Source organism: Pseudomonas sp. Irchel 3H7 (assembly GCF_900187605.1).
Taxonomy (GTDB): Bacteria; Pseudomonadota; Gammaproteobacteria; order Pseudomonadales; family Pseudomonadaceae; genus Aquipseudomonas.
This window is the reverse complement of the sequence record NZ_FYEA01000001.1, coordinates 218,760-244,168: the sequence shown is the minus strand read 5'-3', so window position 1 is coordinate 244,168 and position 25,409 is coordinate 218,760. Positions and strand designations below refer to the sequence as shown.

23 protein-coding genes are annotated in these 25,409 nt (G+C 58.7%); 11 read left to right on the top strand and 12 right to left on the bottom strand.

Annotated elements, in window-relative coordinates; all coding sequences use genetic code 11:
- Window positions 1–60: 60 nt before the first annotated feature.
- Both CKW38_RS01125 and CKW38_RS01120 read right to left on the bottom strand, forming a co-directional pair.
- On the bottom strand, window positions 61–585 hold the full coding sequence (locus CKW38_RS01125; protein WP_007911018.1) for a cysteine hydrolase family protein: 525 nt from the start codon (window positions 583–585) through the stop codon (window positions 61–63).
- A gap of 218 nt (window positions 586–803) precedes the next feature.
- Window positions 804–1,187: a tautomerase family protein gene (locus CKW38_RS01120; protein ID WP_095111554.1), complete on the bottom strand. Its 384-nt coding sequence runs from the start codon at window positions 1,185–1,187 to the stop codon at window positions 804–806.
- Window positions 1,188–1,428: 241 nt separating this feature from the next.
- On the opposite strand from CKW38_RS01120, the gene CKW38_RS01115 reads away from it, so the two are divergent.
- Window positions 1,429–1,674, top strand: coding sequence for a hypothetical protein (locus CKW38_RS01115; RefSeq protein ID WP_095111553.1), 246 nt, complete (start codon window positions 1,429–1,431; stop codon window positions 1,672–1,674).
- A gap of 486 nt (window positions 1,675–2,160) precedes the next feature.
- Window positions 2,161–3,441: an HAAAP family serine/threonine permease gene (locus CKW38_RS01105; protein WP_007911014.1), complete on the top strand. Its 1,281-nt coding sequence runs from the start codon at window positions 2,161–2,163 to the stop codon at window positions 3,439–3,441.
- Between the two features lie 303 nt (window positions 3,442–3,744).
- Here the strand turns inward: CKW38_RS01105 and acnB are convergent, their stop codons facing one another.
- Window positions 3,745–6,354: a bifunctional aconitate hydratase 2/2-methylisocitrate dehydratase gene (gene acnB / locus CKW38_RS01100; RefSeq protein ID WP_042704862.1), complete on the bottom strand. Its 2,610-nt coding sequence runs from the start codon at window positions 6,352–6,354 to the stop codon at window positions 3,745–3,747.
- A 468-nt stretch (window positions 6,355–6,822) separates the two neighbouring features.
- On the opposite strand from acnB, the gene CKW38_RS01095 reads away from it, so the two are divergent.
- Complete coding sequence (locus CKW38_RS01095) at window positions 6,823–7,293, top strand: DUF1289 domain-containing protein (protein WP_038366489.1); 471 nt, start codon at window positions 6,823–6,825, stop codon at window positions 7,291–7,293.
- An 87-nt stretch (window positions 7,294–7,380) separates the two neighbouring features.
- Here the strand turns inward: CKW38_RS01095 and CKW38_RS01090 are convergent, their stop codons facing one another.
- A complete protein-coding gene (locus CKW38_RS01090) occupies window positions 7,381–8,244 on the bottom strand; it encodes a universal stress protein (RefSeq protein WP_007911011.1) in 864 nt (287 codons plus the stop codon).
- Window positions 8,245–8,403: 159 nt separating this feature from the next.
- Here CKW38_RS01090 and CKW38_RS01085 point away from each other — a divergent pair, with 159 nt between their 5' ends.
- The 3 genes from CKW38_RS01085 (at window position 8,404) to CKW38_RS01075 (ending at window position 11,252) form a co-directional block, all read left to right on the top strand.
- Complete coding sequence (locus tag CKW38_RS01085) at window positions 8,404–9,012, top strand: tRNA-(ms[2]io[6]A)-hydroxylase (protein ID WP_095111552.1); 609 nt, start codon at window positions 8,404–8,406, stop codon at window positions 9,010–9,012.
- A 245-nt stretch (window positions 9,013–9,257) separates the two neighbouring features.
- Complete coding sequence (locus CKW38_RS01080; RefSeq protein WP_095111551.1) at window positions 9,258–9,965, top strand: response regulator; 708 nt, start codon at window positions 9,258–9,260, stop codon at window positions 9,963–9,965.
- Entirely contained in the window at window positions 9,966–11,252 is a 1,287-nt protein-coding gene (locus CKW38_RS01075; protein ID WP_095111550.1) for an ATP-binding protein, read from the top strand.
- A 102-nt stretch (window positions 11,253–11,354) separates the two neighbouring features.
- Here the strand turns inward: CKW38_RS01075 and CKW38_RS01070 are convergent, their stop codons facing one another.
- Complete coding sequence (locus tag CKW38_RS01070; protein WP_007911003.1) at window positions 11,355–11,843, bottom strand: GFA family protein; 489 nt, start codon at window positions 11,841–11,843, stop codon at window positions 11,355–11,357.
- Between the two features lie 138 nt (window positions 11,844–11,981).
- On the opposite strand from CKW38_RS01070, the gene glsB reads away from it, so the two are divergent.
- Together glsB and CKW38_RS01060 are read left to right on the top strand one after the other, a co-directional pair.
- Window positions 11,982–12,890, top strand: a complete 909-nt coding sequence (gene glsB, locus CKW38_RS01065) for a glutaminase B (RefSeq protein WP_007911001.1) — start codon at window positions 11,982–11,984, stop codon at window positions 12,888–12,890.
- 199 nt (window positions 12,891–13,089) lie between these two features.
- Entirely contained in the window at window positions 13,090–14,592 is a 1,503-nt protein-coding gene (locus CKW38_RS01060) for an aldehyde dehydrogenase family protein (RefSeq protein WP_095111549.1), read from the top strand.
- 122 nt (window positions 14,593–14,714) lie between these two features.
- On the opposite strand, the gene CKW38_RS01055 is transcribed toward CKW38_RS01060, so the two are convergent.
- The 3 genes from CKW38_RS01055 to cynS all read right to left on the bottom strand — a co-directional run bounded on the left by CKW38_RS01055 (window position 14,715) and on the right by cynS (window position 16,172).
- A complete protein-coding gene (locus CKW38_RS01055) occupies window positions 14,715–15,374 on the bottom strand; it encodes a carbonic anhydrase (RefSeq protein WP_095111548.1) in 660 nt (219 codons plus the stop codon).
- Window positions 15,375–15,386: 12 nt separating this feature from the next.
- A complete protein-coding gene (locus CKW38_RS01050) occupies window positions 15,387–15,623 on the bottom strand; it encodes a DUF2790 domain-containing protein (protein ID WP_095111547.1) in 237 nt (78 codons plus the stop codon).
- Window positions 15,624–15,704: 81 nt separating this feature from the next.
- On the bottom strand, window positions 15,705–16,172 hold the full coding sequence (gene cynS, locus CKW38_RS01045; RefSeq protein WP_095111546.1) for a cyanase: 468 nt from the start codon (window positions 16,170–16,172) through the stop codon (window positions 15,705–15,707).
- 121 nt (window positions 16,173–16,293) lie between these two features.
- Here cynS and cynR point away from each other — a divergent pair, with 121 nt between their 5' ends.
- Window positions 16,294–17,181, top strand: a complete 888-nt coding sequence (gene cynR, locus CKW38_RS01040; RefSeq protein ID WP_095111545.1) for a transcriptional regulator CynR — start codon at window positions 16,294–16,296, stop codon at window positions 17,179–17,181.
- A gap of 257 nt (window positions 17,182–17,438) precedes the next feature.
- On the opposite strand, the gene CKW38_RS01035 is transcribed toward cynR, so the two are convergent.
- The 3 genes from CKW38_RS01035 to CKW38_RS01025 form a co-directional block, all read right to left on the bottom strand.
- On the bottom strand, window positions 17,439–17,768 hold the full coding sequence (locus CKW38_RS01035) for a hypothetical protein (RefSeq protein ID WP_007910633.1): 330 nt from the start codon (window positions 17,766–17,768) through the stop codon (window positions 17,439–17,441).
- A 510-nt stretch (window positions 17,769–18,278) separates the two neighbouring features.
- The gene (locus CKW38_RS01030) at window positions 18,279–18,782 is read right to left on the bottom strand and encodes a GNAT family N-acetyltransferase (RefSeq protein ID WP_095111544.1); all 504 of its coding nucleotides are present in this window, start codon (window positions 18,780–18,782) and stop codon (window positions 18,279–18,281) included.
- Between the two features lie 48 nt (window positions 18,783–18,830).
- A complete protein-coding gene (locus CKW38_RS01025; protein ID WP_042705047.1) occupies window positions 18,831–20,774 on the bottom strand; it encodes a DNA topoisomerase III in 1,944 nt (647 codons plus the stop codon).
- A gap of 277 nt (window positions 20,775–21,051) precedes the next feature.
- Here CKW38_RS01025 and CKW38_RS01020 point away from each other — a divergent pair, with 277 nt between their 5' ends.
- Together CKW38_RS01020 and CKW38_RS01015 are read left to right on the top strand one after the other, a co-directional pair.
- On the top strand, window positions 21,052–22,458 hold the full coding sequence (locus CKW38_RS01020) for a serralysin family metalloprotease (RefSeq protein WP_095111543.1): 1,407 nt from the start codon (window positions 21,052–21,054) through the stop codon (window positions 22,456–22,458).
- 807 nt (window positions 22,459–23,265) lie between these two features.
- On the top strand, window positions 23,266–23,634 hold the full coding sequence (locus CKW38_RS01015) for a DUF427 domain-containing protein (protein ID WP_095111542.1): 369 nt from the start codon (window positions 23,266–23,268) through the stop codon (window positions 23,632–23,634).
- 54 nt (window positions 23,635–23,688) lie between these two features.
- Here CKW38_RS01015 and CKW38_RS01010 read toward each other — a convergent pair whose 3' ends face one another.
- A complete protein-coding gene (locus CKW38_RS01010) occupies window positions 23,689–25,311 on the bottom strand; it encodes an MFS transporter (RefSeq protein ID WP_007910646.1) in 1,623 nt (540 codons plus the stop codon).
- Window positions 25,312–25,409 lie beyond the last annotated feature (98 nt).

Below are 25,409 nucleotides of genomic sequence, written 5' to 3'. Positions count from 1 at the left end.
ACAAATGTCTGGTTGACGCAACCGCAGCAAGTGAAGTTGCGTCTATTTCGGGAGGCTTCCTTAGAACTTCACTTCAGCACTGTCGATTAACCGTGCGAAAGCGGCACCGAGGGTCGCGTTGTGATGGTTGATGATCGCTTCGGCCGATAGCGCAGCAGTGTCCATGCAGGTGTGGGCGTCGCTGACCAGCAGTGGTCTGAAGCCCAGATCGGCAGCGCTGCGACAGGTGCTGTCGATGCAGAACTGGCTTTTCATGCCAACCACATAGAGGTCTTCTACCTGTGCGGCTTTGAGTTGCTGTGCGAGGTCAGTGCCATGGAAAGCATCGGGGCGGGATTTGTCGAAGAGGGTGTCGATGTCAGCGTCCAGTTCAAGCGCTGGCAACAATTGCCAGAATGGACTGCCAGCGGCAATCGGTGAGCCATCCGGGCCGGTGTGGCGCACGGCGAAGATCGGCACTTGAGTCGCGCGGGCCTGAGCGACCAGGCGCCGGATGTTGGCCAGAATCCGTTCGCCCTGATAGGGCTTTTCCGGTCCGTGGAACAGACCGACCTGCATATCGATGATCAACAGTGCTGCGGGCATGGTGTTTCTCCTTGGGTGCTGCAGATGCCGCACGGACGGGAGAAACAACAAGGCCCCGTCCATTGCTGGCGGGGCCTTGGGTTTGCTGCGCTGGGGTCACCTCAGACAGAAACACCACGCCCCGCCGGTGGCGGTCGTGGTGGTACGGGTGAGTTGCAGCGCGCGAATGTTCATGGGCCGATCATGCTGGCGCTGATAACGGGCTGTCAATGAGCGGGTCAAGTGACGTACTGCGCGACGCCATTGCCGAATGACCAGTTCTCTTTTTTTACCTCGACCAGATTGATGAACACGTCTTCCAGGCGCACCGCCAATTGTGTGTGCAGGCTTTCGGCGATGGTTTTGAACAGCAACTGCTTTTTCTCCACCGTGCGCCCTTCGCTGATGGTGATTTGAATGAACACCACGCCATCGCTGCGCTGGATCCCCAGATACTGCGGGTCGTAGACGAGGTGTTGGTCATCATGCTCGGTGAGGATCTGGAAGTTGTCGTGCTCGGGCACATCGATACAACTGCGCAGGGCCGCGTAGATCTGCTCGCCGATGCGTTTGGCGAAAGTGGGGTCGGGGTTTTGTCTGATGTCGACACGAACCAGTGGCATGGGGAAGGCTCCGCAGGGCAGGGGACTCATCTCACGCTAGATCATGTGGGGCAAATTGAAAGGATTGGGGGCTTGAAATCGACGCAGTTCCTTAAAAGTCACTGTATGAGGCTGCCTACTTTACTCACGGATTTTGCCTACGAAACCGCCAGACTCGTCCGCTACCCGGCAGGTGATCAATGCGAAATCATGAGGGTACAAAGCAGCCAAGGTAACGGCTGCCAATAGCCAAGGAAGGCGCATGCTTCAGAATGATCGGGAAAATCTGGAACTCGAAAGACTAGAAAACGAATCACGCAAGCTCATTGTCGAGAGGCGCAAGCTTATGGCTGAGGAAAACAAATTAAAGCGAGAAAGGTTCTGGTACCCGGTAGCGGTAGGCACGGGGCTGCTGACTGCGATTACAGCTGTATTCGGGATATTGACCAAGCTCCAAATGAAGCGCTTCACACATCATTGCTTGTGTTCAAGCGTTCCGGATGCTTAACAACGGTTTACATAACAGATTGGTCTCGTGACCTCGCAAAGGACAATAAACATGTACATAGAGGACCCTAAAGCCAGAGCTGAACGACTTCGACGAGAGGACGCCGAGTTCGCTGAAGAGGCCAGAGGTCTGTCCCCGGCTGAGATTCGCTCAGAATTATTCAGGTTCAGTATGGGGGCAATATTTGCGCTGGTCGTCATCACCATCGGGACGATAGTGCTTCGTTCGATCTGAAATGTTTTCCAGAGACCGCTTAGCTTGGACGCGCGCTAAAAGCGACATTCAACTTAGCTGGGGGCGACAGCTATTAATCCGAAAACGACACCCCGCTGATCTGCTCCGCACAACCATTCCTCAGCTAAGTCTTTGCTTCTGCTCATTTATCACGGAGAATCGCGCCCCTGTTTCGGCCGGAGCATGTCTGTCGGTTTTTTCCGACGCGTCCTGACCGAGTGGCAAGTGACCGGAATGCGGAGATCCGACCGGATGAATGATCAGGCCAATAGCGTCGAAGAGCGCTTTGATGCAGCAGCACCCGCTGAACTTTCGAGCTGGAATCGCCAGGACACCACCTGGATGTTGGGACTGTTTGGGACGGCCATCGGCGCCGGCACACTGTTTTTGCCGATCAACGCAGGGCTGGGTGGTTTCTGGCCGCTGGTGATCCTCGCGCTGCTGGCGTTCCCGATGACGTTCTACGCCCACCGTGGCCTGACCCGCTTTGTGCTTTCCGGTCGCGAAGGCGCCGACATCACTGAAGTGGTCGAGCAGCATTTCGGCATCAAGGCCGGTGCGCTGATTACGCTGCTGTACTTCTTCGCCATTTTCCCGATCCTGCTGATTTACAGCGTCGGCCTGACCAACACGGTCGCCAGTTTCCTCGAGCATCAACTGCACATCACACCGCCACCGCGCGCGCTGCTGTCGTTCGTGCTGATCCTCGGTTTGCTCGCGGTGGTACGTTGTGGCGAGCAGGCGATCGTCAAGGCCATGAGCCTGATGGTCTATCCGTTTATTGTCGCGCTGTTGTTTCTCGCCGTTTATTTGATTCCGCACTGGAACGGCGGCATCCTCGCCACCGCTTCGCACGTGCCGGCACCGTCTGCGTTGCTGCACACGCTGTGGCTGGCAATTCCGGTGATGGTGTTCTCGTTCAACCATTCGCCGATCATCTCGGCGTTTGCAGTCGATCAGAAGCGTCGTTACGGCGTCCACGCTGAAGAGCGCAGCTCGCAGATTCTGTCCCGCGCACACGCGTTGATGGTGCTGATGGTGCTGTTCTTCGTGTTCAGTTGCGTACTGACGTTGTCGCCAGAGCAATTGGCGGAAGCCAAAGAGCAGAATCTGTCGATCCTGTCTTATCTGGCCAACCATTTCAGCAACCCGACCATCGCCTTTGCGGCGCCGCTGATTGCGTTCGTGGCGATCTCCAAATCGTTCCTCGGTCACTACATCGGTGCCAGTGAGGGCCTGAAAGGCTTGATCGTGAAGAGCGGCAAGCGTCCGAGCGCCAAGGCACTGGATCGTATCGTGGCGGCGTTCATGCTAGTGATCTGCTGGATCATCGCGACGCTGAACCCGAGCATTCTGGGCATGATCGAAACTGTAGGCGGCCCGGTAATCGCGGCGATTCTGTTCCTGATGCCGATGTATGCGATTCGCAAGGTTCCGGCGATGGCACGCTATCGTGGTCAGGCGTCTAACGTGTTTGTGACGGCGGTAGGTCTGGTAGCGATTTCGGCACTGGTTTACAAGCTGACGATGTAACACGGCTTCAATCGATAAAAACCGCTGTGCCTGCCCGGGCACAGCGGTTTTTTTTGGCTCGGGAGCTGAGCTTGCTCGCGAAAGGGGTGAGTCATTGGCAACGATGTCGACTGACACTCCGCCATCGCTGGCAAGCCAGCTCCCACAGGGTCATGTGTAAAACTCAGCCTCTTGAAAACGCCATAAACCCCTGTGGGAGCTGGCTTGCCAGCGATGAGGCCCGAACAGACAACCACCCTCCATCAGGCATAAAAAAACGCCGCTCATCTCACGATGGGCGGCGTTTTTCATTGCGTTGTTACGTTAGGCTTGAACGACCGGGATGTTGGCGTTCGCAGCAGCTTCACGGAACTCGGCGATCTGGTCGAAGGACAGGTAGCGGTAGATATCGGCCGCCATGCTGTCGATCTTGCCAGCGTATTCCATGTACTCCTCGACGGTCGGCAGGCGACCCAGGATCGAAGCAACGGACGCCAGCTCAGCCGAAGCCAGGTAGACGTTCGCGCCGTCGCCCAGACGGTTCGGGAAGTTACGGGTCGACGTCGACACCACGGTGCTGTTCGGCTCAACGCGTGCCTGGTTACCCATGCACAGCGAGCAGCCCGGCATTTCCATGCGTGCGCCAGCCTTGCCGTAGATGCCGTAGTAGCCTTCTTCGGTCAGTTGGTGAGCGTCCATCTTGGTCGGCGGCGACAGCCACAGACGGGTTGGCAGCTGACCTTTGACCTGATCCAGCAACTTACCGGCAGCGCGGAAGTGACCGATGTTGGTCATGCACGAACCGATGAACACTTCGTCGATCTTCTCGCCAGCAACGCTGGACAGCAGACGGGCATCGTCCGGGTCGTTCGGCGCGCACAGTACCGGCTCGCTGATGTCGGCCAGATCGATTTCGATGACTTCGGCGTATTCGGCGTCGGCATCGGCTTCCATCAGTTCCGGGTTGGCCACCCAGGCTTCCATCGCTTGAGCACGACGTTCCAGAGTACGAGCATCGCCGTAGCCTTCGCCGATCATCCAGCGCAGCAGGGTGATGTTGGAGTTCAGGTACTCGGTGATCGATTCTTTCGACAGCTTGATGGTGCAACCGGCAGCCGAACGTTCGGCCGAGGCGTCGGACAGTTCGAACGCCTGCTCCAGGGTCAGACCTTCCAGACCTTCGATTTCCAGGATGCGGCCGGAGAAGGCGTTTTTCTTGCCTTTCTTCTCGACGGTCAGCAGGCCGTTCTGGATAGCGAAGTAAGGAATCGCATGAACCAGGTCACGCAGGGTGATGCCAGGTTTCATTTTGCCTTTGAAGCGCACCAGGATCGATTCCGGCATGTCCAGCGGCATAACGCCGGTGGCCGCAGCAAACGCAACCAGACCGGAACCGGCCGGGAACGAAATGCCCATCGGGAAACGGGTGTGCGAGTCACCACCGGTACCGACGGTGTCTGGCAGCAGCATGCGGTTCAGCCACGAGTGGATGATGCCGTCGCCCGGACGCAGGGAAACGCCGCCGCGGGTCATGATGAAGTCAGGCAGGGTGTGGTGGGTGGTCACGTCGATCGGCTTTGGATACGCCGCGGTGTGGCAGAAGGACTGCATCACCAGATCAGCGGAGAAGCCCAGGCACGCCAGGTCTTTCAGTTCGTCACGGGTCATTGGACCGGTGGTGTCCTGAGAACCTACGGTGGTCATCTTCGGTTCGCAGTAGGTGCCAGGACGAACGCCTTGGCCTTCTGCCAGACCGCAAGCTTTACCAACCATTTTCTGCGCCAGGGTGAAACCCTTGGTGCTTTCAGCTGGAGCTTCCGGCTTCTTGAACAGATCGAACGGAGGCAGACCCAGTTCGGCGCGAGCCTTCTCGGTCAGGCCACGGCCGATGATCAATGGGATACGGCCGCCGGCACGGACTTCGTCCAACAGCACCGGGGTTTTCATTTCGAAGGTGGTCAGGACTTCGTCGGTGCCGTGTTTGCAGACTTTGCCAGCATGCGGGTACAGGTCGATCACGTCGCCCATGTTCATGTTGGAAACGTCGAACTCGATTGGCAGTGCGCCGGCATCTTCCATGGTGTTGTAGAAGATCGGAGCGATTTTGCTGCCGAAGCAGAAACCGCCAGCGCGCTTGTTCGGCACGTAAGGAACGTCGTCGCCGAAGAACCACAGTACCGAGTTGGTCGCCGATTTACGCGAGGAACCGGTACCGACCACGTCACCGACGTAGGCGATCGGGAAGCCTTGACCGCGCATTTCTTCGATCTGCTTCATCGGGCCGATGGCGCCCTGCTGATCAGGAACGATGCCGTCACGGGCCATTTTCAGCATGGCCAGGGCGTGCAGCGGGATGTCTGGACGCGACCAGGCATCTGGAGCAGGGGACAGGTCGTCGGTGTTGGTTTCGCCGGTAACCTTGAAGACGCGCAGGCTGATCTTGTCGGCCAGGGTCGGACGGTTCTTGAACCACTCGCCGTCAGCCCAGGATTGCAGCACGGCTTTAGCGTGAGCGTTGCCGTTCTTGGCTTTTTCCGCCACGTCGTGGAACGCATCGAACATCAGCAGGGTGTGCTTGAGTTGCGCGGCAGCGACTGGCGCCAGTTCGGCGTCGTCCAGCAGGTCAACCAGGGTCACGATGTTGTAGCCGCCCTGCATGGTGCCGAGCAGTTCTACAGCGCGCTTTTTGTCCAGCAGAGGGGAGGAAACTTCGCCCTTGGCCAGTGCAGACAGGAAGCCGGCTTTGACATAGGCCGCTTCGTCCACGCCTGGTGGAATGCGATTGGTGATCAGGTCAACGAGAAATTCTTCTTCGCCAGCCGGAGGGTTTTTCAGCAGCTCGACCAGGCCTGCTGTTTGTTCGGCGTTAAGCGGCTGGGGAACGATACCCAGGGCTGCACGCTCTTCGATATGTTTGCGGTAGGCTTCAAGCACAGTTATTACCCTCATCAGTGGTCCCAAATGGGTGTCCGGGACGCTCATCCCGAAATTGCCGTACTCATGCTCCTCACGACGTTGTGGGTCGTTCGGCCAGAATTACCGGCAATTCCTTACAGAAGCTGCTTTCAAAGTTTTACGCCTGCAGAACGGGGAGCTGATGAGGGTTGGCGGTGGATTTTTCCCCGCTGGAAAAATCCCTCGCCAACACCGCTCTGAAGGAACGACTGTGCTCGTGACGCTTTGAAAACAGCTTCTAACGGACATTGGCGCCTTAAAAGGCTGGCTGATTCTACGGCAAAAAAAATTTAAAGGTAAGTCGCGCTCTATTGGACTTTCGTGGCAATGCGCGTGGCCGGGGCAAATGCCGCGCGCGGCTGTGACCCTGATGTTTGAGGGGTGATCAATGCCCGACAAAGGGCTAACATGCCGACCTGTTCCGCGTTTCAGTGTTTTGCCTATCTTATGCCCAATCAGACCATCAAGACCCCCTGCGTCGGCCTCTGCTCCACTGTTTACGGTGATCTGGTGTGCCGTGGCTGCAAGCGTTTCCACCACGAAGTGATCCACTGGAATGGGTACAACGAGGAGGAAAAGCGTGCAGTGTGGCTGCGTCTGGAGCAATTGCTGTCACAAGTGATGGCGGGCAAGGTCGAGATTTTCGATTCGGCGCGCCTGCGCGAGCAGCTGGAACAGCGCAAGATCCGCTTCGTGCCGCATCAGTCGGAGTATTGCTGGGCGTATCAGCTGATCGCCCGTGGCGCGCGGGTGATCATTAATCTGGAAGCCTACGGGATGGTGTTGCTGCCGGAGTTTCGCGACTGGAACCTGCCGGAATTGCGTGATGCCATTGATCGGGAATTCTTCCTGCTGTCGGAAGCGCACTATCAGCGCTACATCGCCCCCGGATTCCTCAAAGACGCCTTTGGCGCCTGAAGGTCAAAAGATCGCAGCATGCCGCAGCTCCTACATGGGAATGCGTTCTAGCTGTAGTAGCTGCCGAAGGCTGCGATCTTTTGATCTTTAATGCTTCACCGCCAACTCCACCAGATGATCTTCAACCTCCTGCGGTTTGAGCACCAGCACATCGCTCTCCAGTGCATCCAGCACAACTTCCGCCGTATTGCCGATCAATGCCCCTGACAAACCGGTGCGTGCCACCGTGCCAATCACGGTCACTGCCGCCTGCAGCTTGTGCGCCATGAACGGGATCAACACATCTGCCGGGCCTTCCTCGATGTGCAGATGCTCATCATCGACATCGAATTCCGCCTGAAACGCCCGGCATTGCTCGCGATAACGCGCCTCGATGGTTTCACTCAGTTGCAGCGTCGGGTCCGCCGCCGACAGCATCGGCGATGGATGTGCCGCGATCACATGCAAATGCGCCTTGGCCAGACTGGCAATGTCGTAGCCATGATCAATGATCGTCGTGTGCAAATGCCGGTGCTCACCATCGGCATTGCCCACGTCCACCGCCGCCAGAATCACTTTGTCCTTCCAGGAACCTGCGGTTTTCACCAGCAACACCGGGGTAGGGCAGTGGCGCAAGAGCTTCCAGTCCGCCGGGGTCAGCAGGGCTTTTTTCAGTGAGCTGTCAGGGAAATGCTGCTTGATCACCAGCCCGCAACCCTCGGCCTGCTGCACATCAATGATGGTTTCGTGCAGGCTTTCATTCCATGCCTGTTCGGTGGTCACGCTGTAGCCGTCGGCCACCAGCGCAGCCTTGAGTACGCCAAGCATGCCGGCGTGGTCGTGTTTCCTGTCGCACACCAACAGGTGCAGGTGGGCCTGGGTTACGCCGGCGATCAACTTGGCGCGCTTGAGCGCCAGGCTTTCCGAATGTTCGGGTTCGATGACCACCAGAATGCTGCGAATGGCTTGCATGAGCGGAGTCTCCAGCAAAGAAAAGGCACGGCGTTGCACAACTATAGTTGCTGCTCGATCGTGCGCGACTTGATGCATATCAACGCCAGCCGCTGGTGGTCTGCGGACAGGCCGGTATAATCGGCGCCCTTCGCTCGAACACCTTTTACCGTGAGCCCCATGATCCTTCCCGAAATCCACGAATTCCTTGGCTGCCGCACCCCCGACGCCTGGGTTCAGGCCGCCCTGGCCGATCAGGAAACCCTGCTGATCGACCACAAGAACTGCGAGTTCAAGGCTGCCAGCACCGCCCTGAGCCTGATTGCCAAGTACCATTCCCACGTCGACCTGATCAACATGATGTCGCGTCTGGCCCGGGAAGAACTGGTGCACCACGAGCAGGTCATGCGCATCATGAAGCGGCGCAAGATCGAACTGCGTCAGCTCCACGCCGGTCGTTACGCCTCGAGCTTGCGTAAGGTGGTGCGCAGCCATGAGCCGGTGAAACTGGTGGATACGCTGGTGGTCGGCGCGTTTATCGAAGCGCGCAGTTGCGAGCGGTTCGAAGCGCTGGTGCCGCATTTGGACGAAGAACTCGGCAAGTTCTACTTTGGCCTGCTGAAAAGCGAGGCGCGGCATTTTCAGGGTTATCTGAAACTGGCCTATCAGTACGGCGATGCGAAGGATATTGCTCAGGTCATCGAGAAAGTCCGCGCCGCCGAGCTGGAATTGATCGAGTCGCCGGACGAAGAGTTCCGCTTCCACAGCGGTGTGCCTGCCACCGCATGACTCCGTGTAGGAGTTGCCGAAGGCTGCGATCTTTTGATCCGGCTTCGTCAAAAGCAAAAGATCGCAGCCTTCGGCAGCTCCTACAGATGTAGCGATCAGTGCATGAATGTTAAAAACTCTTAAGAGTATGAAACATCACCGAAAACCGGCCCAAGCGGCCGGTTTTTGCTGCCTGAAACAAACGCCTGCGCCATGAAAGCCGCCATAATGCCGACCACTTCACACAAGGGCGGCAGACGGGCGTTATGGATAACCTGGGTTTTGGCAAAGTCCTGTTGGTGGAAGACGATGAGCGTCTGGCGGCGTTGATCGCCCACTTTCTCGAACAACACGGCTACGAGGTGCGTACGGTGCATCGTGGAGACCTGGCCGTGGCTGCCTTTCTGGAATTCAAGCCGAAAGTCGTGGTGCTCGACCTGATGCTGCCGGGGCAGAGCGGTCTGCACGTATGCCGGGAAATTCGCAGCGTGTCGGACACACCGATCGTGATCCTGACCGCCAAGGAAGACGATCTCGACCATATCCTCGGTCTGGAGTCCGGCGCCGATGATTACGTAATCAAACCAATCAAGCCACCGGTGTTGCTGGCCCGGCTGCGCGCGTTGCAACGGCGGCAGGTGCCGGACAGCAACGTGGTGAGTTATATGGAGTTTGGCCAGTTGAGCGTTGACCGCAGTTGCCGTGAAGTGCGGCTGGCGGGCGAGGTCATCGAAATGACCACCATGGAATTCGAGCTGCTGTGGTTGCTGGCCAGCGCCGCCGGCAAAGTGCTGTCGCGCGACGACATCCTCAATCGCATGCGCGGGATTGCCTTCGACGGCCTCAACCGCAGCGTCGACGTGTACATCAGCAAATTACGCAACAAACTCAAAGACAATCCCCGCGAGCCGATGTGCATCAAAACCGTGTGGGGCAAGGGTTATCTGTTCAATCCGTTCGCGTGGGAGTTGTAGATGCTGCGGTTATTTCTTGGGCTGTTTCTGGTCATGACGTTGGGTCTGGTGCTGGCCTTGCAGACGGTCGAGCGCACCTTTGATGCCTTGCTCGATTATCAGATGCAGGACTACAACCGTGAGGCCGTGCGCGGCCAGGCATGGACATTGGGCCAGCAGTTGCGTGACCTCGACGGCACCGCCCGGGAAAAGCAACTGGAAACGATCCGCCCGCATTACGGTTTGGGGCTGACGCTGGTCGATACCACTGAACTGGCCCTGAGCGACGAGGAAAAAGCCGAACTGGCCAAAGGGCTGCTGGTGATCCGCGACCAGTACAACCAGTACATTTCCGCGATTGATGAGGGGCCGCAGTTGCTCAGCATCCGCTTGCCGGCCGAGCCGAGCCTGATGCCGTTCTACATCGCCGCTGCCTACCTGATGATCGCCGTGCTGATCGGCATCGTGCTGTTTTTCTGGGTACGTCCACACTGGCGCGATCTGGAGAAACTGCGCCTGGCTGCCGAGCGTTTCGGCGACAACGATCTGTCGGTGCGCATTCAACTGTCGAAACGCTCGAACATCCGCGATCTGGCCGAGCACTTCAATCTGATGGCAGCACGCATTGAAGGGTTGATCGCTAACCAGCGTGAACTGACCAATGCCGTGTCCCACGAATTGCGCACGCCGATCGCGCGGCTGTCGTTTGAACTTGATCAACTCAAGCAGCAGCCGGACGCCAGCCAGAACCGCGAGCTGATTGCCGACATGTACGCAGACCTTGGTGAACTGGAGGAGATGGTTTCCGAATTGCTCACCTACGCCAGCCTTGAACGTGGCGCGACGGTGATCAAACGCGAAAACATCCAGGCTGCCAATTGGCTTGATAGCGTGGCTGGCAGCGTGGCGCTGGAGGCCGAAGCGGCGGGGGTGCAGTTGCTGATCGGTGATTGCCGGCTCGACACCGTGCGCATTGAGCCGCGATTCATGGCGCGGGCGGTGATCAATCTGCTGCGCAACGCGATTCGCTATGCCGAGCAACGTGTTGAAGTGTCGCTGGTGCGCACCGGCGACTATTACGAAGTGCGGGTCAACGACGATGGACCGGGGGTGCCGGTGCACGGGCGCGAGAAGATCTTTGAGCCGTTTTCGCGGCTGGATGCCAGCCGGGATCGGCGTACCGGCGGGTTTGGCTTGGGCCTGGCGTTGGTGCGCCGGGTCTCGCAGTCGCATGGCGGGCAGGTTGAAGTGGGGGATTCTCCCTGGGGTGGAGCGTCGTTCCGGATGACCTGGGCGCATCTGGATTAGTTCTGTGGCCTGTGCCTGCTCGCGAAAGCGCCGGGTCAGTCAGCATGGGTGTGTCTGATCCACCGCTATCGCGAGCAGGCTCACTCCTACAGGGGGCACGGTTCAGCGGGTCAAACCGAGGCGTTCATGCCACTGGGCGATGGATTCTTCGGGGTAGACGTCGAACTGTTTGTCTTTCGATTTAGCGTCTACTTCTACCCAAGGCGCTTTCGAACCGAGCATCAGATGTGTGTGCTCCGGCGGCACCGGCAGCGGTGTGTCGATGGCCGAGGCGAACGGGTGAATCAGCTCTGGCCACTCCGGGCTGAACAGCCACAAGCCGCTGCCGCACAGTGAACAGAAATGCCGTTCAGCGGTGCTGCGATGGGCGCGCTGGTCGTCAGCGTCCTTCATCTTCGCGTGATAGACGCTGATGTGTTTGCGCCCGCGCACCTTGAGGCTGGTCGCGTCGCCGCCGAGGTTGATCGCATAACCGCCGCCGCCCTGAGTCTTGCGACAGATCGAGCAATAGCAGCGTTGATAAGGGTAGGGGTGGGCGCTGGTGAGGCTGAATGTGACCTCGCCGCAATGGCAGGAGCCTTCGAGCTGCATGGGTGCTCTCCCGTTTTTGAATGTGCGGTTGAGCCTAGAACATTCAGTGCGATGGTGGCCGGTGTGATTCGACGGGCGGGCGCAGCGTCTAGCCCCAGTGTCCCCGCAATCCCATGGGGCGAGACTTCGGAACCCGGCATGCAAGCGCTGTTGAACGAGATTCTTGACGCTGTCCGCCCGTTGATCGGGCAGGGCAAGGTGGCTGACTACATTCCCGCCCTCGGCACCGTGCCGGCCAATCAGCTGGGCATCGCCGTGTACGGCAACGACGGCGAGATGTATTGCGCCGGTGACGCCGAGACGCCGTTCTCGGTGCAGAGTATTTCCAAGGTGTTCAGCCTGGTGCAGGCGATCGATCATTCCGGCGAAGCGATCTGGGAACGCCTCGGTCACGAGCCGTCCGGGCAACCGTTCAACTCGCTGGTGCAGCTGGAATTCGAGCGCGGTCGGCCGCGCAATCCGTTCATCAACGCCGGTGCGCTGGTGATCTGCGATATCAACCAGTCGCGCTTTGCCGCACCAACCCTGTCGATGCGCGATTTCGTCCGCCGACTGTCGGGCAATCCGCAGATCATGATCGACGGCAAAGTCGCCGACTCGGAATACCAGCACCGCGCGCGCAATGCAGCGATGGCGTATCTGATGCAGTCGTTCGGCAATTTTCACAACGATGTCGAAGCGGTGCTGCGCAGCTATTTCAGTCACTGCGCGTTGCGCATGAACTGCATCGATCTGGCGCGGGCGTTCTGCTTTCTGGCCAACGATGGTTTCTGCAAACACAGCGGCGAACAGATCCTCACACGTCGGCAAACCCAGCAGGTCAACTCGATCATGGCCACCAGCGGGCTGTATGACGAAGCGGGTAACTTCGCTTACCGCGTCGGCTTGCCGGGCAAGAGCGGCGTCGGTGGCGGGATTGTCGCGGTGGTGCCGGGGCAGTTCACGGTGTGCGTGTGGTCGCCGGAGTTGAATGCTGCGGGGAATTCGCTGGCGGGGATGGCGGCACTGGAGATGCTCAGTGCGCGGATTGGCTGGTCGGTGTTCTGATCCGATCACACAGACACCACAAAACCCTGTGGGAGCTGGCTTGCCAGCGATGAGGGCCTGTCAGTCACTATAAATTGACTGAACCACCGCTATCGCTGGCAAGCCAGCTCCCACAGGTTTCTTAAGTGTTTGAAGAGGTGTATTTCATCGAGTAATCCGCTACATTTTCCGGCCGCTCCCTGCATGGTGAATCCGCTTCATGTCTCTTGCGCTCGAACGTCTAGTCGCTGGCACGCCGATCCCTTTCGCTGGTAACCGCGTCACCGTGGTCAGCCCCGAACTGGCCGCGCGCTTTCAACCCGGTGACCACCTGCTGGTCGAGCAGATCAGTGGCGAGCTGTTGTTGATCCCCGTGGCCGATCAACAAGCAGCGTCCGTGGCGATCGAGCGTGCGGCAGCGGCGTTCACCGCGCTGTCGGCGGTGTCCGATGAGGCCATCAGCCAGTTTTTCGACCTGTTTGCGCAACGTCTGGAAACCCCGGCGTGCTGGGCGCACATCGAAACCGCCAACCTCGCCGACATCGAAAGGGCCAAAGCGCGCGGCCGCTCCACCACCCGGCTGCTCGCCGATGAGCGCATGCGTCGCGACATGATCGCCGGCCTGCGCGCCTGGCGTGATGCCGCCGCCACGCGCGGCAAAGTCATCAGCAGCGTCGAGCACGACGGCTGGAAGGTTGAACAGGTTGTCTCGCCATTGGGCATCGTCGCGTTTGTCTTCGAAGGACGCCCTAACGTGTTCGCCGACGCCGCCGGTGTCTTGCGCACCGGCAACACCGCTGTGCTGCGCATCGGCAGCGATGCCTTGGGCACCGCGCAAGCCATCGTCACTCATGCCTTGAACCCGGCGCTGGCCGACGCCGGTCTGCCGGCCGGTGCGGTGTCGTTGGTGGAAAGTGTCAATCATGCCGCCGGTTGGGCGATGTTCGCTGACCGCCGTCTGTCGTTGGCCGTGGCGCGCGGTTCGGGTCGTGCGGTCAGTCAGTTGGGCAGCATTGCCCAGCAAGCCGGCACCGCCGTCAGCCTGCATGGCACGGGTGGCGCGTGGTTGATCGCCGATCGTGCAGCGGACGCCAATCGCTTTGCCGCGGTGGTGCGCAACTCGCTGGACCGCAAAGTCTGCAACACGCTCAATGTCTGCCTGATCCAGCGTGATCGCGCGGCGGAACTGGTGCCGTTGTTTCTCGACGCGCTGCAACAGGCCGGTACTGCGCGTGGCCAGGGCTGCAAATTGCATATCGTCGAAGGTAGCGAAGGCTGCTTGCCGAGTGAGTGGCAGAACGCGACGGTCGAGGTTTATCGCGCCGAGGGTTATCAGACCGAAGCACTGGCAGAACCCTTGGCGGAATCCGCATTGGGCTGTGAGTGGGAATGGGAAGAAACCCCGGAAGTCAGCCTGATGATCGTTGACGATCTGGATCAGGCGATCGCCTTGTTCAACCGCTACAGCCCGCAGTTCACTGTGTCGTTGATCAGTGAGGATGCGCAGGTGCAGGAGCGCTTTTACAACGCGGTCAACGCTCCGTTCGTGGGCAATGGCATTACCCGTTGGGTCGATGGGCAATATGCGTTGAACAAGCCGGAGCTAGGCCTTTCGAACTGGGAGAGCGGGCGCTTGTTTGCGCGCAGTGCGATTCTTTCAGGGGATGGCGTATTCACTGTTCGTAGCCGGATGAGCCAGATCGACCTCACCGTAAAACGCTGATCTCGTAGTCAGTGATCGTTCCCACGCTCCAGCGTGGGAACGCAGCCCGTGATGCTCCGCGTCACTGGACGCATAGCGTCCCCGGAGGCATTCCCACGCAGAGCGTGGGAACGATCAGTTGCTCAGGCAGCATGGGTGGTTTGTGCATGGATCGCGCAAGTCGCCGGCTGGTCAGCCAGCGGCACAAACGTGCGGCGGTCGGCGGACAGCGCATCGATCGAGCCCATCTCGATGTCATACACCCAGCCATGCAGATTCAGCAGACCTTTCTCCTGAGCCAGACGCACGCTCGGGTGGGTCTGAATGTTCGCCAGTTGCGCGATCACGTTCTCGCGCACCATCGAACTCAACTTCGCCGCGTCATTGGCATGCGGCCGCGACTCGTTAACCACTTTCGCCGACTCGGAATGCTGCAGCCAGCCACTGACGGCGGGCAGGTGATCCATGCATTTACACTTGGCGATCGCGGTCATCGCGCCGCAGTCAGAATGCCCGCAGATCACAATGTCGGTCACCCCGAGCACCGCCACTGCGTATTCCACCGTTGCCGAAACCCCGCCCGGATGCGGGCTGTAGGACGGCACGATATTGCCAGCGTTGCGGATCACGAACAGCTCGCCGGGTTCTTGTTGGGTCAGCAGTTCCGGCACGACACGGCTGTCAGAACAGGTGATGAACAAGGTGCCGGGCTGTTGCGTGGTCGCCAGGTGTTTGAACAGTTCGGTGCGTTGTGGAAACGCTTCGTTCTGGAATTTCAGGAAGCCATCAATCAGGTTTTTCATGGTGTTGTCCTCTCAGTTCGAGCAACCGCTGCCGAATTCGCTGTATTGAAGAATGTGTTTGCCGCCGTGGCTGTCCAGATACGTCATCTCCACCGGCACCACGCCACACACATCGGCAACCGGGGTAATGCTCAGCACGTGGGCGATGTCCAGTTGCATGCCGTAGCGGTAGGCAACGGCCTCGTCAGCGGCAGATGCCTGGGCGCAAATGCCGCCGAGCAGGGCCAGAATCAACAGAATTTTTTGCATGGGGCAGCCTCCAGATGTGTTTGGTGACGGGTAGCCATTTGAGGTGTGTTGGCCCGCACGCAGGGTGCGGGCCGGTGCGGATCAGAACGGACGCAGGGGCAGGAACTTGCCGTCGAGGGTGACCACGGCGCGGGAGCCGCCTTCCGGGTCTTCGACTTTCTTGATGTCGAGTTTGAAGTTGATCGCGCTGATGATGCCGTCGCCGAACTGTTCGTGAACCAGCGCTTTGAGGGTGGTGCCGTAGATCTGGATCATCTCGTGGAAGCGGTAGATGGTCGGGTCGGTCGGCACACCGCTGAGGCTGCCACGCAGCGGGATGATCTGCATCGCCGCGACGTCTTCAGCGCTCAGTTCGAGCTTGTCACCGACCACTTGGGCGGCGTTTTCCGGCAGCGGGTGCTGGCCGAGCAGGGCGGCGGTGACGTACGCCAGGCTCAGACCGGTGTCGTCAGCGAGAGCCTGCCACGACAGATCTTTGCGTGCCTTGGCATCGAGAATGCGGGTAGTCAGGGCCAGGCTGGTGTCGTTGTAGGCGTGGGACTGTTGCATGGTGTCACTCCTTTCGGGGGTTGGCTTGCTGTGTGGGATTGATCTTCTGCTGATTGATCCATAGCGTCCAAGACCGATATACAATGCTTGGCATAAGCCCTGCCTATAGATGGTGTTTCCCATGCTGCTGCGACATCTGCGTTATCTGCTGGCCGTTGCCGATCACGGCGGCTTCACCCGTGCTGCCGAGGCATTGCATGTGTCGCAGCCGACCCTGTCGCAGCAGATTCGCCAATTGGAGGAAACCCTTGGGGTGAGCTTGTTTGATCGCACTTCGCGTACGGTCAAACCCACCGATGCCGGCGAGGCCTACATCGAATGCGCGCGGCGGGTGCTGGTGGAGTTGGAGGCGGGTAAACGCGCGTTGCATGACGTGAAGGATTTGTCTCGCGGGACGTTGCGTCTGGCGATGACGCCGACGTTCATGGCCTATCTGGTCGGGCCGTTGGTGCGCGATTTTGCGGCGCGATATCCGGGGATTCATCTGCAGATTTTCGAGCTGTCGATGGACGACATCGAGGCGGGGCTGGCGGATGACTCGCTGGATATTGCGATTGCGTTTACGCCGGTGCGTAACGTCGATATCGAATGTATTCCGGCGTTTACCGAAACGCTGGGGATTATGGTCGGGCGGGAGCATCCGCTGTATGACAGTGTGGCGGTGCTGACACCGGATGATATCGCTTCGCTGGATTTCGCCTTGTTGGCGCCGGACTTCATTACGCGGTTATCGGTGGATGAGTATTTCCGGCAGCACGGGATTACGCCGCAGGTGCGGATCGAGGTGAATTCGGTGAGTACGTTGCTGGAAGTGGTGCGTTTTTCGCCGCTGGCGACAATGTTGCCGCAGGCGATTGCGACGGAGGATCGGGCATTGCGCCGGTTGCGGGTTGAAGGTGATGCGCCGCAGCGTGGGGCTGCGTTGTTGCGGCGGCGCAATAATTATCACAGTGCGGCGGCAGTGGCGTTTGTGGAGTTGGTGTTGGGCATGGGAAGCCCCTCACCCTAACCCTCTCCCAGTGGGAGAGGGGACTGACCGAGGGATGTTGGAGTAATACGCCGACCTGAGAGTGTTTTGCTGAATCCACAATCAACTCGGTGTTCCGGGTTAAAGGATGACTTTATACAACTCGATCGGCTCCCTCTCCCTCGGGAGAGGGCTGGGGTGAGGGGCTACAATTCCAGTCACGCCAAATCAATGCAAGCGAACAAAAAAAGGCCTGCTTCCTTTAAGGAAGCAGGCCTTTCAATTATTTAATGACTAACTCAGCAGAACCGATCAATTACCCGAACTTCATTGTTGTTCTGCATCGAATCCCACGCCTGTTTCAGCGTTTGCAGAACATTACCGATGAAGTCCTTGTCGGCCGCAGCCTTCTTGCCAACATAACCGTGGCCACGGCGGTACATCTTCAGACGGGCCAGCAGGTTCTGATGATTGCGGTCGAACTCGTCTTCGTCAGCATGGGTCGCCAGGCAGTCGATATGCACCTGCCCCGACTTGCTGATCCAGAGAATATGGCTGTCGTGGCTGTCTTTCTGCGCAGCGAACATACGAGCCAGTTCTTCGATAGTAGGTTGATTGTTCAGATTCATGATTTTGCCCCTTGACCAGTCTGGTGATCTTTCAAAGTTGATTCGCTAATACAGGTAGCCCATCGGTTAGTTGATCCCTGGCACCGAAACCAGGACGTCAGCGCTCGCCCGTGTGAAGTACGGGGTCGTGCATCTGTTGCATGTAGTCGTGTTGAATAACTGCTACGCAATAGCGTCACAACGAGGAGAAGCAGCGAAAACCGGGAGGCTCCTTGACGACATTTACCGTGTCGACCACAAGCGTCTTGAGAATTTTCGCCAGCGCTTCTCGTCCTTGTACTGGACGTTCAGGCCAGGTCAGCTTCTTCAATCTGCCTTGTGGGCAGCGTGTATCCGGAAAAAACAACTCGGCGGTCAGACGAGTTTGCTCAAGCGTGTTACCGATGTTCCCGATCGGGGAACGTCTTCATCATGCAAAAGCAAAACGACGCCGTCAACGGTTTTGTAGTGATTATTTTTGCTCACTACATATTGTCGGACAAAGCTGTTTTGGAATGAGAAAGAATCCGTTCAGGCAACGGAAAAAGGCGTGTGCAGGCGGTAGAACGTGCACGGATAGCCGTCCACTTCACGCTGCTGGCGGGTGAACTCGCCGCCGCTCAATTGCGGGATGAGCCCAGCCCAGAAGCGCTGTGCCGGCAGGTTGGCGTCGATATGGAAAATCTGCCATTGACCGGGGATCTGGCTCAATAGGGCAGAGACGACAAACTGCGCGACGCCTTGGCCACGAAAGCGTCGCGCGATGAAGAAGTAGCCGATGTTGTGTTCTGCGCCGGGGATATGGATTTCGTTATCGACGGTCACGAAACCGGCGAGTTCGCCATCGACCTGGATCAGGAATGGTCGAGTGGCCGGGTGGCGCCAGTAGTCGATTTTTGGCTGGATGGAAAAGAAGCCGTGTTCGGCGAGCTTCAGCGGCAGCCATTCGCTGAAGTCGTACATGTAGAACTGCATGAGGTTTTCGATGATATCCTGCTCATCGCGCTGAGCAGGGTGCAGTTCGATATTGGCCATGCGCCGGGTTCCTGAAAGTGCTGAGCCTTGCAGAAACACTAGCGGGTTTTATTTGCCTGACGGTTTCGCTGTGCGTTTTGTCGTACCCGTGGTTTTGCTGCGGGTCGATTTGCGTTTCTTCTTCCACGGTGCCGCCGCTTTACCAGCCGGTGGCGGGCCGCTGATGGTCAGGCTGAGGCTCGAGCAGCGTGTCACCTGTTTGCTCATCCACGCCGCTTGTTTGGTGACGAATTCTTCCAGACTCATTTCGCCGCTTTGCACCATGTCCAGCGCCTGCTCCCAGATCGCCGTGGTGCCGGGGTCGGCAATCGCACGGGGCACCGCATCGATCAGGCTGAACGCGGCTGGGGTGGCGGCGAGGGCCTTGCCGTTTTTCACCAGATAGCCACGATCCAGCAACCCTTGAATGATCGACGCGCGGGTGGCCTCGGTGCCGATGCCGGTGGTGTCCTTGAGTTTCTGTTTGAGCAGCGGATCCTCGACCAGTTTGGCGACGTTTTTCATCGCCTTGATCAGATCGCCCTCGGTGTAGGGTTTCGGTGGTTGCGTCCACAGGTCCTTGAACTTAACGTCAGCCACCGCGCACTCCACGCCTTGCGTAAGTGCCGGCAAGGTTTGCGGCGCGGGCGCCTCGCGGCCCTTGGCCGCTGCCAGTGCTTCGGGCAATGCGCGTTTCCAGCCCGGTTCGATGATTTGTTTACCGACTGCGCGCAACGCCTCACCGGCGCAATCGAAATCGGCCTGGGTGCGATCGTATTCATGATTGGGCAGGAACTGCGCCAGATAGCGCGCGCGGATCAGCGTGTACACCGCGCGATGCTTGCCGGTCAGGCGTTCAAGATTCTTCGCAGCAGCGGTGGGAATAATGCCGTGGTGAGCGCTGACCTTGGCGTCGTTCCACGCGCGGGATTTGCGTTGTGGCTCCAGAAACCCCTTGAGCGCCTCAAGACCCGGATCGGCCTGACGCAACGCGGCGAGAATCCCCGGTGCCTCGCTGTGCTGGCTCAGTGGCAAGTAGCCGCAATCGCTGCGCGGGTAAGTGATGACCTTGTAGGTTTCGTAGAGCGCCTGGGCGATGTCGAGGGTTTCCTGCGCGCCTAGGCCAAGTTTCTTCGAGCAGACTTCCTGCAAGGTGCCGAGATCGAAGGGCAGGGGCGCCACCTCACGCATTCGCTCGGTTTTCAGTTTGACCACTCGGGCGCTGGCTGCGCTGCTGATCGCAGCCGCCGCTTGCTGGGCCAACGCCTGATTGAGGCAGCGATCCTGATCGTCACAGGCATCCGCCGGCGCGCGCCACTGTGCGGTAAACGGTGTGCCGTTGTGCAGCAGATCGACATCGATCGCCCAGAATGGCACCGGCACGAAATCGGCAATGCTGCGATCGCGATCGACCACCAGCCGCAAGGTCGGCGTCTGCACGCGACCCACCGGCAACACCCCTTGATAACCCGATTGACGCCCCAGCAGTGTGAACAGCCGACTCATGTTCATGCCGATCAGCCAATCCGCCCGCGAGCGGCCCAGCGCCGAGTGATACAGGCTGAACGTCTCGGCTCCCGGTTTCAAAGCGGCCAAGGCCTTGCGGATCGATGCTTCATCCAGCGCCGACAGCCACAAACGGCGGATCGGCCCGCGATAACGACAATGCTCGACCAGTTCCCGGGCGATCATCTCGCCCTCACGGTCGGCGTCAGTGGCGATGATCAGTTCGCTGGCTTCACCCAGCAGGCGCTTGACCGCTTTGTACTGGCTGGCCGTGCGCGGCTTGACGGTCATTTTCCACTTGTCCGGAATGATCGGCAGATCAGCCAGCACCCAGCGCTTGTAGCGAGCGTCATAAGCATCCGGTGGCGCGGTTTCGAGCAAGTGGCCGATGCACCAGGTCACCGTGACGTCCGTTCCCAGCCAGCAGCCGTCGCCCCGACGTTTGGCGCCGAGCACGGCCGCAATGTCTTTGGCCTGGGAGGGTTTTTCACAGAGGTACAGCCGCATAACCACCATCGTCGATCAAGGTCCGAACAGGTGCACAGAATGGCCGGACTTGGCCTCAGGGGCAACTTTTATCTGTATGGATATACAGATAAAAAACATTGCAGCACGTGACGGGCAATACCGGGACGCAGGCCGGGCTATCGAGAAATTGATTAGCGCCCGGCTGGCGCCTGTGTCAGGTTTTTCGCCGATTCAAACACGCGAGTGACAGGACGATCTCGCCAGAAGATCGCCGTGGTCTGTCGACACTGACTACTCAGAAACAAGGAAGTCCATCATGGCTCAAGCCAAATCGAAAACCAGCAGCGCCTTCGACGAAATCAATACGTTCAGCCACCTGTATGACCGTGGCGTCGGGCTGGTCAATGGCAAACCTTCATTCACTGCCGATCAGGCTGCGGATGAAATCCTGCGTAAAGGCCTGTCGTGGGGCGACAAGAACGCTGACGGCAAGATCGACCTCAGCTATACCTTCCTGACCGAGAAACCGGCGAACTACAACGTCAAACTGGGCAACTTCAGCGAATTCAGCGCCCAGCAAAAAGCTCAGGCCGTGCTGGCCATGCAATCCTGGGCTGACGTCGCCAATGTCACGTTCACTGAAGGCAAGGGCGGCGATGGCCACATGACTTTCGGCAACTACGATGTCAGCACCGGTGGTGCGGCCTTCGCTTACCTGCCGAGCGGCGGCAGCTATGACGGCCAGTCGTGGTACCTGATCAACGATCAGTATCAGGTCAACAAAACCCCGGACACCAACAACTACGGGCGCCAGACCCTGACCCACGAGATCGGCCACACCCTCGGCCTGTCGCACCCCGGGGCCTACAACGCCGGCAACGGCAACCCGACCTACAACGACGCCAAGTACGCCGAAGACACTCGCGGCTACAGCTTGATGAGCTACTGGAGCGAAGCCAACACCGAGCAGAACTTCAGCAAGGACGGCAGCGGTGCGTATGCTTCGGCGCCATTGCTGGACGATATCGTCGCGGTGCAAAAACTGTATGGCGCCAACTACGCGACCCGCGCCGATGACACCACCTACGGTTTCAACTCCAATGCCGAGCGCGACTTCTACAGCGCCACTTCGGCGTCTTCCAAAGTGGTTTTCTCGGTGTGGGATGGCGGCGGTAATGACACGCTGGATTTCTCCGGCTTCAGCCAGAACCAGAAGATCAACCTCAATGAAGGTTCCTTCTCCGATGTCGGTGGCCTGGTGGGTAACGTCTCCATCGCTCACGGCGTGACCGTGGAAAATGCCATTGGTGGTTCAGGCAATGACCTGCTGATCGGCAACGCCGTTGCCAACGAACTGGTCGGTGGTGCCGGTAATGACATCATTTACGGTGGTGGCGGTGGCGATACCTTGTGGGGTGGTGCAGGTGCAGACACCTTTGTATTTGGCGCTGCCAGCGACTCGACCATGACCGCGCCGGACTGGATCATGGATTTCACCAGCGGCCTGGACAAGATCGACCTGTCGGGGATCGCCGGTTTCGCCACCGGTGCGGCGTCGCTGAACTTTGTCAGCGGTTTCACGGGGCATGCGGGCGACGCGATTCTGACTTACTTCGCGCAGACCAATCAGACCAGCCTGATGGTTGATCTGACGGGGCAGGGTTCGGTGGACTTTGCTGTGGGCGTGGTGGGGCAAGCGGTGGCGACTGATATTGTTGCGTGATGCTTGGAGCGGCCCTCACCCTAACCCTCTCCCAGTGGGAGAGGGGACTGACCGAGTTGTCTGGCGAAATCCATCGACCTGAAAAATCGAGTCGATTATGGATTCAAAACGTATCGTTCAAGTCGGTGAATCTCGCCAGTATCCCCAATCGGTTCTCTCTGCCAGTGGGAGAGGGGACTGACCGAGTTGTCTGGCGAAATCCATCGACCTGAAAAATCGAGTCGATTATGGATTCAAAGCGAATCGTTCAAGTCGGTGAATCTCGCCAGTATCCCCAATCGGTTCTCTCTCCCAGTGGGAGAGGAGACTAACCGAGTTCTCTGGCGACATACATCGACCTGAAAAATCGTGTCGATTATGGATTCAAAGCCAATCGTTCAAGTCGGTGAATCTCGCCAGTATCCCCAATCGGTTCTCTCTGCCAGTGGGAGAGGAGACTAACCGAGTTCTCTGGCGACATACATCGACCTGAAAAATCGGGTCGATTATGGATTCAAAGCCAATCGTTCAAGTCGGTGAATCTCGCCAGTATCCCCAATCGGTTCTCTCTCCCAGTGGGAGAGGAGACTAACCGAGTTCTCTGGCGACATACATCGACCTGAAAAATCGGGTCGATTATGGATTCAAAGCCAATCGTTCAAGTCGGTGAAGTTCGCCAATATCCCCCAATCGGTTCCCTCTCCCTCAGGGAGAGGGCTAGGGTGAGGGGCTTTTGAGGTTGATGGGCCGTTCGGCTGTAAACCCACCCTAACCAGAACCGATGGGCTATACCTGAACCGGTCTCTTCGCCGTATTCAGGAGAAACCCATGAAAAGCCCCGGTCCCAGTCCCGTCATTGCCCTCGAACAACTTCCCGGCTGCCTGATAGTTAAATTCCACGGCATCCAGGTCGCCGCTTCTTCCCACGTCATGATTCTCAACGAAGCCAACTATCCGCCGGTCTATTACGTCCCGCGCGAAGACATCGACGAAAAGTATTTCGCCCGCACCGACCACACCAGTTACTGCCCTTACAAGGGCGATGCCAATTACTTCAGCCTGCAAGTGCCGGGGCATGAAGGGGCGAACGCGGTGTGGACCTACGAGAATCCGAAAGTGTCAGTGGCACCGATCCGCGACTACGTGGCGTTTTATCCGGATCAGGTGAAGTTCGAAGTGATCAAGGCAGATGCCTGAGCAAAAAAACGGCGAGGGTAAAAGCCCTCGCCGATTGATTTTTCTGGTTGAGTTTCAGTTCTTGTCGAGATCGATATTCTTCGTCTCACGCAGACAGATCATCCCCACCACCAGGCTCACCCCGGTAATCAACACCGGGTACCACAGCCCATAAAAGATATCCCCGGTGTACACCACCAGCGCGAACGACACCGTCGGCAGGAACCCGCCAAACCAGCCGTTGCCGATGTGGTACGGCAGCGACATCGAGGTGTAGCGAATACGCGTCGGGAACAGTTCGACCATCAGCGCCGCCAGCGGCCCGTAGCACATGGCCGAGATGATGATCAGTGCCACGATCAGGGCGACGATCATTGGCTTGTTGATCTGCTGCAGATCGGCTTGTTGCGGGTAGCCGGCGAGGGTGATCGCGCCGCGCAGGGCAGCCTCATCGAAGCCGTCGAGTTTGACGTCGCCGACGCTCACTTGCACGGCGCTGCCAGCCGGGGCGGCGGCGCTGGAGTAGGGCAGCCCTTGCTTGACCAGGAAGGTTTTGACCTTGTCGCACGGGCTGTCGAATTTGGCTTTGCCCACCGGATCGAACTGGAAGGTGCAAGTTGCCGGATCCGCCAGTACGGTAATTGGCGCCTGACGGCTGGCCTGATCGATCGCCGGGTTGGCGTAGTGGGCGAGGGATTTGAAGATCGGGAAGTACAGCGCTGTGGCCAGCAGCAGGCCGAGCATCAGTACCGGTTTACGCCCGACCTTGTCCGACAGCCAGCCGAAAAAGATAAAGAACGGCGCGCCGATGACCACGCTGATGATCAGCAAGGTGTTGGCCACTGCCGGGTCCATTTTCAGGAACTGGGTGAGGAAGAACAGCACGTAAAACTGCGCCGCGTAGAAGGTCACCGCTTGCCCGGCGTTGATGCTGAACAGGGCGATCAACACGACTTTGAGATTTTCCCATTTGCCGAAAGATTCGCGGATCGGCGCTTTCGAGGTTTTGCCTTCCTCTTTCATTTTCAGGTACGCCGGCGATTCGTGCAGGCTCAGGCGGATCCAGGTGGAAATGCCCAGCAGCACGATCGACAACAGGAACGGAATCCGCCAACCCCAGACTTCAAACTGATCGCCGGTGAAATAGCGGCAACCGAGCACCACCAGCAGCGACAGCAACAGGCCGAGGGTCGCGGTGGACTGAATCCAACTGGTGTGGAAGCCGCGTTTGCCGATTGGCGCGTGCTCGGCCACGTAGGTCGCAGCGCCGCCGTATTCGCCGCCGAGCGCCAGGCCCTGCAGCATGCGCAGCACCACCAGAATGATCGGCGCGGCGATGCCGATGCTGGCGTAGGTCGGCAGCAGACCGACGCAGAACGTTGCGACGCCCATCAGAATGATTGTCGCGAGAAAGGTGTATTTGCGCCCGATCATGTCCCCCAACCGACCGAACACCAGCGCCCCGAAAGGCCGCACGATAAACCCTGCAGCGAAAGCCATCAGCGCAAAGATAAACGCCGTGGTGTCGTTGACCCCGGCGAAAAACTGCTTGCTGATCACTGCCGCGAGGGCGCCGTAGAGGAAGAAGTCATACCACTCGAACACCGTCCCCAGTGATGAAGCGAAGATGACTTTGCGTGTATCCGGGCTGGTCTCGACGCTGCGCACGGCGTCCAGCGGCTGAACGTGTTCTGACATATCGGTATCCCTCACAGTGATTGTTTTTGTTGTTCCACTGGTGTTGCGTGTCCGGGTGATGCCTTGAATTAAACGCGGTTCTTTGTAGGAGCTGCCGC

Bases quoted from the DNA above. Each gene is read 5' to 3' on its own strand.
- CKW38_RS01125 (WP_007911018.1), bottom strand. From the start codon at position 585: ATGCCCGCAGCACTGTTGATCATCGATATGCAGGTCGGTCTGTTCCAC.
- CKW38_RS01120 (WP_095111554.1), bottom strand. From the start codon at position 1,187: ATGCCACTGGTTCGTGTCGACATCAGACAAAACCCCGACCCCACTTTC.
- CKW38_RS01115 (WP_095111553.1), top strand. From the start codon at position 1,429: ATGCTTCAGAATGATCGGGAAAATCTGGAACTCGAAAGACTAGAAAAC.
- CKW38_RS01105 (WP_007911014.1), top strand. From the start codon at position 2,161: ATGAATGATCAGGCCAATAGCGTCGAAGAGCGCTTTGATGCAGCAGCA.
- CKW38_RS01095 (WP_038366489.1), top strand. From the start codon at position 6,823: ATGCCCAATCAGACCATCAAGACCCCCTGCGTCGGCCTCTGCTCCACT.
- CKW38_RS01090 (WP_007911011.1), bottom strand. From the start codon at position 8,244: ATGCAAGCCATTCGCAGCATTCTGGTGGTCATCGAACCCGAACATTCG.
- CKW38_RS01085 (WP_095111552.1), top strand. From the start codon at position 8,404: ATGATCCTTCCCGAAATCCACGAATTCCTTGGCTGCCGCACCCCCGAC.
- CKW38_RS01080 (WP_095111551.1), top strand. From the start codon at position 9,258: ATGGATAACCTGGGTTTTGGCAAAGTCCTGTTGGTGGAAGACGATGAG.
- CKW38_RS01075 (WP_095111550.1), top strand. From the start codon at position 9,966: ATGCTGCGGTTATTTCTTGGGCTGTTTCTGGTCATGACGTTGGGTCTG.
- CKW38_RS01070 (WP_007911003.1), bottom strand. From the start codon at position 11,843: ATGCAGCTCGAAGGCTCCTGCCATTGCGGCGAGGTCACATTCAGCCTC.
- glsB (WP_007911001.1), top strand. From the start codon at position 11,982: ATGCAAGCGCTGTTGAACGAGATTCTTGACGCTGTCCGCCCGTTGATC.
- CKW38_RS01060 (WP_095111549.1), top strand. From the start codon at position 13,090: ATGTCTCTTGCGCTCGAACGTCTAGTCGCTGGCACGCCGATCCCTTTC.
- CKW38_RS01055 (WP_095111548.1), bottom strand. From the start codon at position 15,374: ATGAAAAACCTGATTGATGGCTTCCTGAAATTCCAGAACGAAGCGTTT.
- CKW38_RS01050 (WP_095111547.1), bottom strand. From the start codon at position 15,623: ATGCAAAAAATTCTGTTGATTCTGGCCCTGCTCGGCGGCATTTGCGCC.
- cynS (WP_095111546.1), bottom strand. From the start codon at position 16,172: ATGCAACAGTCCCACGCCTACAACGACACCAGCCTGGCCCTGACTACC.
- cynR (WP_095111545.1), top strand. From the start codon at position 16,294: ATGCTGCTGCGACATCTGCGTTATCTGCTGGCCGTTGCCGATCACGGC.
- CKW38_RS01035 (WP_007910633.1), bottom strand. From the start codon at position 17,768: ATGAATCTGAACAATCAACCTACTATCGAAGAACTGGCTCGTATGTTC.
- CKW38_RS01030 (WP_095111544.1), bottom strand. From the start codon at position 18,782: ATGGCCAATATCGAACTGCACCCTGCTCAGCGCGATGAGCAGGATATC.
- CKW38_RS01025 (WP_042705047.1), bottom strand. From the start codon at position 20,774: ATGCGGCTGTACCTCTGTGAAAAACCCTCCCAGGCCAAAGACATTGCG.
- CKW38_RS01020 (WP_095111543.1), top strand. From the start codon at position 21,052: ATGGCTCAAGCCAAATCGAAAACCAGCAGCGCCTTCGACGAAATCAAT.
- CKW38_RS01015 (WP_095111542.1), top strand. From the start codon at position 23,266: ATGAAAAGCCCCGGTCCCAGTCCCGTCATTGCCCTCGAACAACTTCCC.
- CKW38_RS01010 (WP_007910646.1), bottom strand. From the start codon at position 25,311: ATGTCAGAACACGTTCAGCCGCTGGACGCCGTGCGCAGCGTCGAGACC.